Here is a 12,222-nt window from a genome sequence, read left to right on the forward strand (position 1 = left end):
CCGATCGACAGGCGGGCCCGGTCAGCGCCGGCCCGCCTGCCCGCCATGCCTCAGTCCTGCAGAGACTGCGCCTTCTCCACGAAGGCGGCGATCAGCGGATCGCTGTCGGCATAGCTTTTCACGACCGGCGCCCAGGCCTCCTCCAGCTGGGCCTTGAAGTCGTCAGAGGCTTCGGTGATCGTCACGCCCTTGGCGGCCAGCGACGTCTTCAGTTCCTCGTCATAGGCGGCCACGGCCATCACCTGCGGCTCGACCGAGGCACGGGCGCTTTCGCGCAGGATGGTCTGCTGCTCCTCGGTCAGTCCCTCGAAAAGGTCCTTGTTGATCAGCATGATCCCCGGCCAGAAGTAATGCCCGGTCAGCGTGACGTTATGCGCCGCCTCGTAGAGCCCCTCGGACTCGATCGAGGTCAGGTTGATCTCCACCGCGTCGATGGCGCCGGTCTCAAGGCCCGAGTAGATCTCCCCGTAGGCCATGGGCGTCGGGTTCACGCCGACGGCGTTCCAGACCGCAAGGAAGAGCTTGGTGGGCGCCACGCGGGTCTTGAGCCCCTTGAAGCCCTCCATCGACGTGACCGCGTCGCCGGTCGACAGGAAGTGCCGCTGCCCGCCCTCGTAGAGGCCAAGCCCGATCATCCCGTGATCGCCGAGCGCATCCATGATCGCCTCCGCCTCGGGCGAGACAGCCATCTTGGCGAACTCCTCGTAGCCGCGCATGACATAGGGCAGCTGGAAGGCATCCACCGCCGGCGTCAGCGTGGCAAGCGCCGAGGAGGAGTTCACGGTCATGTCCACCGTGCCCAGCTGGACCCCCTCCATCAGCTCCTTCACGTCGCCCATCTGGCGCGCCGGGAAGATGTCGATCTTGATCGACCCGTCCGAGCGTTCATCCACTTCCTTCGCAAAGCGGACCGCCGCATCATGCAGCGGGTGGGATTCGAAGACCGCGTGGCCCAGCGTCAGCGTCAGATCCTGCGCCATGGCCGCCGGGGCCAAGGTCATCAGGGTGCCAGCCAGCACCCCGGCAAAACCGGTGTGAAATTTCATTTGAACCTCCTCCGAGTTCTCAATATAAGAACCATTGTTCTCGCATTGAGGCTTGCAGATTGTTCTGATCTTGTCAAGAACGGGATCAGGACAGAGAAATGAACGCGAGTGCGACCGGGGGCCGGTCGCCGGAAGGGGGCGATATGCAGAAGGCACGGGTGAAGACATCGGACATGGCGCTCCACATTCTGGAGACGATCGCCTTTTCCGAGGATCCGATGAGCCAGACCCAGATCGCCGAGGCGATGGGGATCGTGAAGAGCGCGGCGCACAAGCACCTCTTCACGCTGGAGGAAAGCGGCTGGGTCGCGCGCGATCCGATCAGCGGGCGCTACGGGCTGGGCCCCAAGGCGTGGCTGGTGGGACAGAGGGCGACGCATATCGCCGACCTCGCCGCCTCCGCCGACAGCCTGATGCGCAACACCCGCAGTGAGACCGGCCTCGCCGTGACCATGAGCACGGTGAACAAGCGGATGCTCAACGTGATCGCGGCGCTCCACGGCACCCATGCGATCGAGATAGGCGTGCGGCAGGGCAGCCAACTCTCGCTGCATTCCTCGGCCCAAGGGCAAGTCATGCTGGCGTGGAGCGAGCCCACCCTGCTCGAAGACATCTGCGCGGGCGAGATGAAGGCGCTGACGCCGCACACGATCACCGATCCGGCGGCGCTCCGCGCCCGGATCGAGGAAACCCGCGCCCGGGGCTATGGCCTCGCCCCCGAGGAGACCCTTCTGGGCGTCAACGTCATCGCAGCACCAGTCTTCGATCACGCGGGCCGGCTGATTGCGACCGTGGCCATGGTGGGCTCGATCCAGTACCTCACCACGCCGCCGTCGGAGGACCACATCCGCGCGATCACCACGTTGGGTCAGGCCATCTCCCAGACCCGTGGCTACCGGGGGCCGATGCCCGGCGCCTGAGGCCACGACCGGCCCCGCCGCCACCCGTTGTCCCGGCACAGCGGACCCGCTCAGCGGATAGTTTCGCGCGCATGGGGCCCAGGGCAAGTCCCTGCGCGACGACCACCCAAAGAGGCCAAGAAAATCCCTGCGGCAGCGCGGCAGCTTCCCCTTGCGCTCGTCCCCGTCCCGCGCTATCTGATCGGCCACGCGGCGGGTATGATGTAATGGTAGCCTGTCAGCTTCCCAAGCTGAACGCGCGGGTTCGATTCCCGCTACCCGCTCCAGATTTCCCTGACATCTGATCGGTACGCCAGACACGGAGCCATAGGTTATCGTGTGATATCAGCGTATTACGCCCCATTGCTGACGCATCGCCTCACCCTGCCCGCAAGACGGGCCTGGCGACACACCGCGCCCACCTGCCTGCACATCCGGCAGCGCCTCGGAAAATGCCCGCGCATTCCGCTCCCGGCTCTTCCAATCCCCCCGGATCGGCGTAAGGTCCGCCGCGGCTCAAGTGCACCGTATAGGACAGCTTGCGAGGCAGGGCCTGACGACCGGCATCCGGCGCCCCCGGCAGACCGCCCCTCTGACCGCGATGCCCCAAGAGCGGCGGCCCCTCACCGCCGGCAAAGGAGATATGAATGACGCGCGCTACGGCCATCGCTGCCGCCCGGGACCTCGTGACCGAAGGGCCTTTCTTCAACCGCCTCGCCGACTGGGTCGGCTGGACCACCGAAAGCCAGGTCCCCGAGAAGGCCCCGCTGCTGGCGCAGTTCCTCTCCGACGTGATGATCCCCACCTTCGAGGAGATGGGCTTCACCTGCCGCCTGCTGGAGCATGAGGCCGCCGCGACGCCCTTCCTGCTGGCCGAGCGGATCGAGGATCCGGCGAAGCCCACGATGCTCTGCTACGGCCATGGCGACGTGACCCACGGACAGGCCGCGCAATGGGCTGAGGGCCTCGATCCCTGGTCCCTGACCAAGCGGGACGGCGCATGGTACGGGCGCGGCTCGGCCGACAACAAGGGCCAGATGCTGACGAACATCTCGGCGCTGGAGCAGGTGCTGGCCGCGCGCGGATCGCTGGGCTTCAACTGCAAGTACCTCGTCGAGATGGGCGAGGAAGTGGGCTCCCCCGGCCTGCGCGAGATCTGCACCGATTATGCCGAGGCGCTGAAGGCCGACGTGCTGATCGCCTCCGACGGGCCGCGCCTCTCGAAGGACCGGCCCACGATCTACCTCGGCTCGCGTCAGGTGCTGGCCTTCGACCTCTCGGTCGAGAGCCGTCCGCAGGGCTATCACTCCGGCAACTGGGGCGGCCTGCTGAACGATCCGGCCATCGAGCTGGTGCAGGCTCTGTCCACGCTGACCAGCGAACGCGGCGCGATCCGGGTGCCGGAATGGATGCCCGACAGCCTGCCGAACTCCGTCCGTGACGCGCTGGCCGACTGCACCCTCGACAACGCCCCCGGCGACCCGGAGATCGACCCGGACTGGGGCGAGCCCGCGCTGACGCCGGTCGAACGGGTCTACGGCTGGTCCTCCTTCTCGATCCTCGCCATGATCGCCGGCCAGCCCGAGGCCCCGGTAAACGCGATCCCCGGCTCGGCTCGCGCGCGCTGCCAGCTGCGCTTCGTGGCCGGTGTCGATCCCGAGAAGGCGCTCGACGGGCTACGCCGCCACCTCGACGCCCACGGCTGGCAGAAGGTCAAGATCACCGCGACCCAGCGGAAGCTGACCAATGCCACCCGCCTTGATCCCGCCGACCCCTGGGTGGTCTGGGCCAAGGGCTCGATCACCGAAACGCTGGGAGAGCCCCCCGCGATCCTGCCCAACATCGGTGGCACGATCCCCAACGACGCCTTCACCGAGGGCCTCGGCCTGCCGACGATCTGGGTGCCGCATTCCTATCCCGGTTGCCGCCAGCACGGGCCCGACGAACACCTGCCCGCCTCGATCGCCGAAAGCGGCGTGGCGCTCATGACCGGGCTCTTCTGGGACCTCGGCACCTTCACCACCAAGACACCGGAGGCCTCCGCATGAGCCTGCCCCGCACCCACCGTCCCCTCGCCATGGGGCAGACCGCTGCCGTGGTCTCGAACCACCCTGCCGCCACGCAGGCCGGGTTCGACATCCTGCGCGCGGGCGGCTCCGCCGCCGATGCCGCTGCCGCGATCTCGCTCGCGCTGGGCGTGGCAGAGCCCTTCATGTCCGGCCTCGGCGGCGACGGGTTCTACCACTTCTACGATGCAGCGACGGGCGAGAGCACGATCTTCAACGGCACCGGCGCGGCCCCGCTGGAGATCCCCGAGGGCACCTATGCCGAGGGCATTCCCGACCTCGGCCCGCTGGCCGTTTCGACCCCCGGTGCGCTGGGCGGCGTGGCGGCGCTTCAGGCGGCGCATGGGCGGCTCGACTGGGCTGCCGTGGTGCAGCCCGCCATTGCGTTGGCCCGCGACGGCCTGCCGATCAGCCACACCTACCGCCGTTTCACTGACCAGTTCATGGGTAGCCTGACGGGCAATGCCTATGCCTCGGCCAGCTATCTGGACGGCGGTGCCCTGCCCGCGCTTGGCCACCTGCTGAAGCAGCCACAACTGGCCGCCACGCTGGAGGAAATCGCCACCGACGGGGCCGAGACCTTCTATCGCGGCGCGCTTGCCAAGCGCTTCGTCGCGGCCATGGCAGAGGCCGGCGTGCTGGTGACCGAGGCCGACATGGCCGCCTTCCGGCCGCAGGCGCAGGCGCCGATCACCGCGACCTACCGCGGCTATGAAATCCGCCAGACGCCGACCAACTCCATGGGCTTCGCGCTGCTCCAGCAGATGAAGATCCTCGAGCATTTCGACCTCTCGGACTACGGCCCGCGCTCGCCCGAGCTGATCCACCTGATGGTGGAGGCCAAGAAACAGGCCTTCCTCGACCGCGAGATCTATTCCGGCGATCCCGACTTCGTCGATTTCGACCCCGAGATCCTGTCGGAGGCCTATACCGCCGAGATCGCCAAGCGCATCCGGCGCGACGCCGCGCAGGAGGTGCCGATCCCCCTGCCGCAGGGGTCGGGCAACACGACCTATTTCGCCGTCGTGGATGACGCGGGCAACGCGGTCTCCTGCATCCAGTCGCTCTATGCGCCCTATGGATCGGGCATCGTGGCGGGCGACACGGGTATCCTGCTGAACAACCGGATGACCGGCTGGCATCTTGAGGAAGGCCACGCCAACCGCCTCGTGCCCGGGCGCCGGGTGCGCCACACAATGAACGCGCCGATGATGTTCCGGAACGGCAAGCCCTGGGCCGTGCTGGGGACGCCGGGAGCCGACGATCAGGTGCAGGTGAACATGCAGGTCATGGTGGCGCTGGTGGACTTCGGCCTCGACCCGCAGAGCGCGGTGGAAGCGCCGCGCTGGTCCTCGTCGCAGCCGCGCCAGACCAGCAAGTACCCGCATGTGGCGGGCTCCTCGCTGAAGCTGGAAGAGGACTTCGGCCCCGCGGTGATCGAGGCGCTCGGCGCGCTCGGCCATCCGATGACGACCTGCCCGCCGCTGGAAGGCCCCTGTTCCGTGGGCTGTATCCGGGTGCTGGAGAACGGGCTGCGCATGGCGGGCGCCGATCCGCGCCGCGATGGCTATGCGCTTGCGTATTGAGTGCTGAACGAGGCTCTGCGAAGGAAAGACGCCGCCCCACGGGGCGGCGTTTTGCGTTTCGAAGAGAAGCGAACGGCCTGCCGCTTGCCGGAGCCGTTCCGCTGAACCCGGTTTCACGACGGCCCCAGACGCGCAGCGCGAGACCGCGCCTCTGCGCCGCCCCCGGCGTGCATCCCAACCATCTGCCACGCAGGGCAGCGCCTGCCTGGGGAGGCGCCGTGCCACTCGGCTGCCGGTCAGGTGACGCTGATGAAACGCACCCGCACGCCGGAGAGGTGCCGTATCCAAGCGCCTGCCGGGGGGCAGGCAGGCGCTGCCCGGCCTAGCGGCCGGGGGTACCCTCGTAAGGCATGGTGCCGCTGACCGGCAACGCGGCGGGCGCAATTGGCCTCAAGACACGCCCCCTCACTCCGCCGCGACCGCTCCCCCGACCTGCGCGCCCTGCTCTTCCCGCAGCGCCGGTTCCACCCGCCGCAGCCGCAGTGCATTCGACAGCACGAAGACCGAGGACAGCGCCATCGCCCCCGCCGCCAGCATCGGTGACAGCAGCCAGCCGAAGGCCGGGAAGAACACGCCCGCCGCCACCGGGATCAGCACCGTGTTGTAGCCGAAGGCCCAGAACAGGTTCTGCCGGATGTTCGCCATGGTCCGCGACGAGACCTCGACCGCGTTCACGACGCCGCGCAGATCGCCCGACATCAGCACAACGTCCGCGCTCTCGATCGCCACGTCCGTGCCGGTGCCGATGGCGATGCCCACATCCGCATGGGCGAGCGCCGGTGCGTCGTTGATGCCGTCGCCCACGAAAGCCACCTTGCGGCCGCCCTCCGCGAGGCTCTCCAGCGCAGCCACCTTGCCGTCAGGCAGCACGCCCGCGATCACCCGGTCGATGCCGGTCTCGGCCGCGATCGCCTCCGCCGTGGCCTGCTTGTCGCCGGTGATCATCGCCACCTCCAGCCCGCGCGCGCGCAGCGCCGCGATGGCCTCGGCCGAGGCGCGTTTCACCGGGTCGGACACCGCGATCACCGCCGCCACCTGCCCGTCCACCGCCGCAAAGAGCGCCGTGCGCCCCCGGCCCGCCAGACGGGCCTCGACCTCGGCCAAAGCCCCCATGTCGACGCCTTCGCGCGCCATCAACCGGTCCGCGCCCACCAGCACGTCGCGGCCCGCGACCACTGCCCGCACGCCGTAGCCGGTGATCGAGGTGAAGCCCTCGGCCGCAGGCACCTCCAGCGCCGAGGCGCCGCGCAGGATCGCCTGTGCCACCGGGTGTTCCGATCCGGCCTCGACCGCCGCCACGAGCGCCAGCACCTCGTCCCGCTCGAACCCGTCTGCCAACTCCACCTCGGTCAGCTCGGGGCGGCCTTCGGTCACCGTGCCGGTCTTGTCCAGCGCCACGACTTCCACATCCGCAAGCGCCTGAAGCGCATCGCCCTTGCGGAAGAGCACGCCCAGATCGGCCGCCCGCCCGGTGCCCACCATGATCGAGGTCGGCGTCGCCAGCCCCATGGCGCAGGGACAGGCGATGATCAGCACCGATACGGCGGCGACGAGCGCATGGCTCAACACCGGCGCGGGGCCGAAGACCAGCCAGACCAGCAGCGTCAGAAGCGCCACGCCCATGACCGCAGGCACGAAGTAGAGCGTGATCCGGTCGACAAGGCCCTGAATCGGCAGCTTGGCGCCCTGCGCCTGTTCCACCATGCGGATGATCTGGGCCAGCGTCGTATCGCCGCCCACCCGCGTCGCGCGGAAGCGGAAACCGCCCGCGCCGTTCACCGTGCCGCCGGTCACCGCATCGCCCTCGACCTTGGTCACGGGCAGCGGCTCGCCGGTGATCATGCTCTCGTCCACGTGGCTCTCGCCCGAGATCACCTCGCCATCCACGGCGATCCGCTCGCCGGGGCGCACGATCAGCACGTCGCCCGCGCGGATCTGCTCGATGGACACATCCTGCGCCGCGCCGTCCCGCTCGACCCGCGCGGTGCGCACCTGAAGCCCCAGCAGTTTCTGGATCGCGGCCCCGGTGCGGCCCTTGGCGCGGGCCTCCATGAAGCGGCCCAGCAGGATCAGCACGACGATCACTGCGGCGGCCTCGAAGTAGACCGCGCGCGCCGTCTCGGGCAGCAGACCCGGCAGGAAGGTCGCCACGACGGAGAAGGACCACGCCGCCAGCGTCCCCACGGCGACGAGGGAGTTCATGTCCGGCGCACCCTTCAGCAGCGCGGGGATCCCCTTGGCATAGAACATCCGCCCCGGTCCGATCAGCACCAGCGTCGTCAGCACGAACTGGATCAGCCACGAGGTCTGATGCCCGATGGTCTGCCCGATCCAGTGATGGAACCCCGGTATCACATGGCCGCCCATCTCCAGCACGAAGACCGGCAGGGCCAATGCGCCCGCCAGCAGGGTGCGCCGGGCCAGGTGGCGCGCCTCCTCGGCCTTGCGCTCGCCCTGGGTCTGGGCGGCATCGGCCTGCGCGATCTCCGCCGGATAGCCCGCCTCCTCTGAGGCGCGCATCAGGTCGGAGGGCGTCACCGCGCCCTCCATGTAGCGCACCGTCGCCGTCTCCGAGGCGAGGTTCACGTTCACGTCCAGCACGCCCGGCTGCTTCTTCAGCGCCCGGTCCACGCGGCCCACACATGAGGCGCAGGTCATCTCCGCGACATTCAGCGTGACCTCATGGGCCCGCGCCGGGTAGCCCGCCGCCTCCAGCGTGTCGAAGACCCGCGACGCGTCGCCCTCGATGTCGAGGGCCGCGCTTTCGCTGGCGAGGTTGACCGAGACGTTGGAGGCGCCTTCGATCCCCTCCAGCGCCCGTTGCACGCGCCCCACGCAGGACGCGCAGGACATCCCCTCCACGGCGATAGTCAGGTGCTGCATGCTCATCTCGGGCCTCCTTTGACGACGGTCTGTGCAGGAGATGAGGCTTCCAGCCGCTGGAAGGTCAAGAGCTTGCGGAAATTTCTTTCCTCCCTCTTGACCTTGCCCCGCTGGAAGGTCGCATCTCCCTCTCACATCCTCGCAAACAGGAGGCAGAGATGACCAAGTTTCAGGTGCCCGACATGAGCTGCGGCCATTGCAGCAAGGCAATCACCAAGGCGATCACCGAACTGGACCCGGCGGCGCAGGTGACCTGCGATCTGGAAAGCAAGATCGTCAGCGTGGAGAGCGCACAGGACGCCGCCGCCCTGAAGGGCGCGATCGAAAGCGAAGGCTACGCGGTGAGCGCGGCCTGATCGGTCGCGGCGCTGCCGGAGCCGCACGGCATCCGGTGGCGCCTTATGATCCCCGCTGACAGCAGGCGACGCGGTGTCGCCCGCCTGCATCCACTCTCGCTACGTCTTGCGCTTAGCGGCCAGCACCCGCAGCCATCCCCCACGAAGGGCAGCGCCTGTCTGGGGAGGCGCGAATGCGCCTGCCGGGGGGCAGGCAGGCGCAGCCCGGCCCGAGGCCGGGCGGGGCATGGGTGGAGAGAACAGCACTCTTGGGCATGGTTTGAAGCCGCGCGCCCGTATCCCTGCGCGGCGCGGCCTTCCCTGCATCCATGCGCGTCTCGGCGTTTCCTGTCTCCACGCGCGTCTTGGAGGCTCTCGGTTCCATGCGTGTCGTGGCGCTATGCGGACAATCCCCCAGGCTCAAACCACCAGCGGCGCGGCCTCGATCAGCTCTGCCCGGATCAGCCCGCGCAGGGAATTCCCGACCCAGAGCTCGGCCCCCGCAAGATCGTCGAGACGGATCTCCGCCTCGCGGCAGCGACCTATTTCCAGCATCTCCTCACGCAGGATGCCCGGCAGGAGCCCCGCCGAAACCGGTGACGTCAAAACATCACCTTCGACCCGCAAGCGACAGAAAACATTCATGAAAGACCCCTCGCAGAGCACGCCCTGCGTATTCGCGAAGAGCCATTCGTCCACGCCCTCGGGCCGGGCCCTCAGCGCCTGATCATAGAGCGCCCGGTGGGTCGTCTTGATCGCCAGATAGGGATCGGAGGCCTCCAGCCGCACCGGGTGCAACGCCACGCGCATCGCCTCTGGCGCAGGCCCCTCCATGGGCACGCAGGCCACCTCCAGGCCGCCCGCCGCGTCCATCGTCAGGCGCATCCGCGCCACCGGGGCGCAGACCGCGGCCTCCAGCGCCGCCCGGGCCGCCGTGGCATCGAAGGGATAACCCAGACCCGCGCAGGTGCGCGCGGCGCGGGCCATGTGACGCTCCACCCGGACCAACTCGCCCTCCCAGCGGAGGGTTTCGATCACCTTCAATCCCGGCTCAGCAAGGTCGCGAAACGTGCCTTCCACAGCGCCTCCTCGTATTCGTCATCGCCGCGGGAATCCTGCACGATCCCGCCGCCCACATCCAGCCGCAGCCCGCCGCCCGGCTGCGCCACCAGCGTGCGGATCGCCACGTTGAAGGCCGCCTGCCCGTCCGGCGCCATCCAGCCGATCGCCCCGCAGTAGGGCCCGCGCGGCCCATGCTCCAGCGCCCGCAGCGCCTTCATCGCCGCGATCTTGGGCGCGCCGGTGATCGAGCCGCAGGGGAAGAGCGCCTCGAAGATCTCGGGCAGGCCCACGCCGGGCAGCAGCTCCGCCGTCACGCGCGACACCATCTGGTGCACGGTGGCGAAGCTTTCGACCACGCAGAGATCGGGCACATGCACCGAACCCGTGCGGGAAATCCGGCTGACGTCGTTGCGGATCAGGTCCACGATCATGACGTTCTCGGCGCGGTTCTTCTCGTCCTCCATGAGGAAGCGCCGGGCGGCCTCGTCGGCCTCCGGGTCGGGATCGCGCGGCATGGTGCCCTTCATGGGCGTGAGCACGATCTGCCCGTCGCCATGGATGCGGAAGAAACTCTCGGGCGAGCGTGACAGCACCGGGCGGTCCCCGAGCGCCACGAAGGCACCGTGCTGCACCGGCTGCGCCTGCACCAATGCGCCCCAGAGCGCCAGCAGCGGCAGGCGGCTCTCCATCTCCAGCGGCATGGTGAGGTTGGCCTGATACCATTCGCCCTTGCGGATGCCCGCTTTCACCGCGTCGAAAGCGGCCAGATAGGCCTCCCGCGACCAGAGCGGCCGGGGGGCGGAAAGCGCGGGCGTTTCGGCCAGGGCGCAGGCGCGATCCTGCAGAGGCTGGCCATCCTCGACGCCCTCGAAGACGCCAAATTCCAGCAACGGCCCCTCCGGCAGTGCCGTCCCTACGGCCCGCAGCGCGGGGTCGAGGGCGAAACCCGCCTCGTAGGCCGCCAGCCCCGCGATCCAGAAGCCCTCGCGGCGCAGCGCCTCGGCCCGACGGAGCACGGGCAGCACCTCGTCCAGCACCTGGGCCCGCAGCACCTCGCGCGGGGCGCGGAAGAGATCGACCCCGCCCGACGGCCCCCGGTCGAAGAGCACCGCAGGCCCGCAGCCCAACACATCCGCCGTCATGTCAGCTCTCCCACAACCTGCCGCAGGATCTCGAGAAACCGCGCCTGCGGGACCGAGGGCAGCCAGCCCTCCACATGGGTCACGCCGATGTCGCGGCCGCTGCCCGACAGCGCATAATGGATCGGCACCATCAGGCCCTGCGCGATGTCGCGCTGCACCTGAAGCCGCGAGGTCACGGTCAGCCGGTCAGAGCCCATGAGCAGCCCCCGCATCACCGAATGGGCCCCGGTCTCGATCGGCAGGGGCAGCTCGGGCGCCGGTTTCAGCACCGATTGCATCGCCTCGAAATAGCCCCGCGCCGGGGCGCCGACCCGGGGCGCGATCCAGGGATAGCGCGCCAGATCGACCAGCCGGACCGAGGCCAGCCCCGCCAGCGGATGACCGGGCCGCGCGACGACGAGCAGTTCATCCGAAAAGAGCCGCATCTGCACCAGCTGATCGGGCAGCCCCTCGGGCCGCAGCGCCCCCACGAGCATGTCCAGATCGCCACGCCAGAGTCCGCGCACGAGGCTGTCGTAATCGCCGTCCACCACCTGCGGGGCGACGGCGGGAAACTCGGGCGCGAAACGGTTCAGCGCCTCGGGCAGGATCATCGCCTGCACCAGCGGCAGGCAGCCGATGGCCAGCCGGCCACCGGCCACGCCTTGCAGGCCCAGCACGTCCTCCTGCCCCTGCCGGAACTCGTTCAGCGCCAGTTTGAAGACCCGCGCCAGCTCCTCGGCCTGCCGGGTCGGGCGGCCGTGATCGAAGAGCGCGCCGGTCTGCGCCTCCAGCTCGCGGCAGGCGCGGCTGACGGACGACGCCGCCCGCCCCATGCGCACCGCCGCCGCGCGCATCCCCCCGTGATCCACCGCAGCGATGAGCGATTGCATCTGGTTCAGCGTCACCAGCCGGTCGAGGTGATCGCGCTGCGCAAGGGGGCCTGCCATGCGCAGGAAGGCAAAGCCGCGCAGCAGGCGCGCGGCAAAGATCTGCCCCGCCTCGGTCGGCTGCATCCCCTTGGCATTGCGCAAGAAAAGCGCGGCCCCCAGCGAACTCTCGGCCTTCGCTAGCCCCTGCGCGAGCGCAGGCTGCGACAGGTTCAGCCGCTCCGCCGCCGCGGACATGGTGCCGCCCTCGGCGATGGCGACGATCCCGGCGAGGTGCCGGAGGTTCGGAAGCGGCGGCGCGGTCATGCGTGCAGGGTCACCCTTGGTTCAGGGC

At 69.2% G+C, this 12,222-nt stretch carries 9 protein-coding genes and 1 tRNA gene; 5 read left to right on the forward strand and 5 right to left on the reverse strand.

Translation table 11 applies throughout. From position 1 onward, the window contains the following. Positions 1-50: 50 nt before the first annotated feature. Complete coding sequence (locus LCM32_RS10500; protein WP_224821020.1) at positions 51-1,046, reverse strand: TRAP transporter substrate-binding protein; 996 nt, start codon at positions 1,044-1,046, stop codon at positions 51-53. 143 nt (positions 1,047-1,189) lie between these two features. On the opposite strand from LCM32_RS10500, the gene LCM32_RS10505 reads away from it, so the two are divergent. From LCM32_RS10505 to ggt, 4 genes are all read left to right on the forward strand, one after another. Then, positions 1,190-1,966 (forward strand): IclR family transcriptional regulator, encoded by a 777-nt coding sequence (locus LCM32_RS10505; protein ID WP_224821021.1) that lies wholly within the window; start codon positions 1,190-1,192, stop codon positions 1,964-1,966. 192 nt (positions 1,967-2,158) lie between these two features. Beyond that, a tRNA-Gly gene (locus LCM32_RS10510) sits at positions 2,159-2,232 on the forward strand. Between the two features lie 360 nt (positions 2,233-2,592). Beyond that, entirely contained in the window at positions 2,593-3,993 is a 1,401-nt protein-coding gene (locus LCM32_RS10515) for a M20 family metallopeptidase (RefSeq protein ID WP_224821022.1), read from the forward strand. Further along, on the forward strand, positions 3,990-5,597 hold the full coding sequence (ggt, locus tag LCM32_RS10520; protein WP_224821023.1) for a gamma-glutamyltransferase: 1,608 nt from the start codon (positions 3,990-3,992) through the stop codon (positions 5,595-5,597). The genes LCM32_RS10515 and ggt overlap by 4 nt, the downstream gene beginning before the upstream one ends. A gap of 405 nt (positions 5,598-6,002) precedes the next feature. Here ggt and LCM32_RS10525 read toward each other — a convergent pair whose 3' ends face one another. Further along, positions 6,003-8,486, reverse strand: coding sequence for a heavy metal translocating P-type ATPase (locus LCM32_RS10525; RefSeq protein WP_224821024.1), 2,484 nt, complete (start codon positions 8,484-8,486; stop codon positions 6,003-6,005). 152 nt (positions 8,487-8,638) lie between these two features. Here LCM32_RS10525 and LCM32_RS10530 point away from each other — a divergent pair, with 152 nt between their 5' ends. After that, positions 8,639-8,836: a heavy-metal-associated domain-containing protein gene (locus LCM32_RS10530; protein ID WP_224821025.1), complete on the forward strand. Its 198-nt coding sequence runs from the start codon at positions 8,639-8,641 to the stop codon at positions 8,834-8,836. 399 nt (positions 8,837-9,235) lie between these two features. Here LCM32_RS10530 and LCM32_RS10535 read toward each other — a convergent pair whose 3' ends face one another. The 3 genes from LCM32_RS10535 to LCM32_RS10545 are packed head-to-tail and all read right to left on the reverse strand — an operon-like array spanning position 9,236 to position 12,194. Further along, on the reverse strand, positions 9,236-9,853 hold the full coding sequence (locus LCM32_RS10535) for an aminotransferase class IV (RefSeq protein WP_224821026.1): 618 nt from the start codon (positions 9,851-9,853) through the stop codon (positions 9,236-9,238). Positions 9,854-9,855: 2 nt separating this feature from the next. Next, a complete protein-coding gene (locus LCM32_RS10540; protein ID WP_224821027.1) occupies positions 9,856-11,019 on the reverse strand; it encodes an aminodeoxychorismate synthase component I in 1,164 nt (387 codons plus the stop codon). After that, complete coding sequence (locus LCM32_RS10545) at positions 11,016-12,194, reverse strand: LysR family transcriptional regulator (RefSeq protein WP_224821028.1); 1,179 nt, start codon at positions 12,192-12,194, stop codon at positions 11,016-11,018. The genes LCM32_RS10540 and LCM32_RS10545 overlap by 4 nt, the downstream gene beginning before the upstream one ends. Positions 12,195-12,222 lie beyond the last annotated feature (28 nt).

It is taken from the genome of Pseudooceanicola nanhaiensis, from assembly GCF_020171315.1.
Taxonomy (GTDB): Bacteria; Pseudomonadota; Alphaproteobacteria; order Rhodobacterales; family Rhodobacteraceae; genus Pseudooceanicola; species Pseudooceanicola nanhaiensis_A.

Bases quoted from the DNA above. Each gene is read 5' to 3' on its own strand.
- LCM32_RS10540 (WP_224821027.1), bottom strand. From the start codon at position 11,019: ATGACGGCGGATGTGTTGGGCTGCGGGCCTGCGGTGCTCTTCGACCGG.
- LCM32_RS10545 (WP_224821028.1), bottom strand. From the start codon at position 12,194: ATGACCGCGCCGCCGCTTCCGAACCTCCGGCACCTCGCCGGGATCGTC.
- ggt (WP_224821023.1), top strand. From the start codon at position 3,990: ATGAGCCTGCCCCGCACCCACCGTCCCCTCGCCATGGGGCAGACCGCT.
- LCM32_RS10515 (WP_224821022.1), top strand. From the start codon at position 2,593: ATGACGCGCGCTACGGCCATCGCTGCCGCCCGGGACCTCGTGACCGAA.
- LCM32_RS10500 (WP_224821020.1), bottom strand. From the start codon at position 1,046: ATGAAATTTCACACCGGTTTTGCCGGGGTGCTGGCTGGCACCCTGATG.
- LCM32_RS10530 (WP_224821025.1), top strand. From the start codon at position 8,639: ATGACCAAGTTTCAGGTGCCCGACATGAGCTGCGGCCATTGCAGCAAG.
- LCM32_RS10525 (WP_224821024.1), bottom strand. From the start codon at position 8,486: ATGAGCATGCAGCACCTGACTATCGCCGTGGAGGGGATGTCCTGCGCG.
- LCM32_RS10505 (WP_224821021.1), top strand. From the start codon at position 1,190: ATGCAGAAGGCACGGGTGAAGACATCGGACATGGCGCTCCACATTCTG.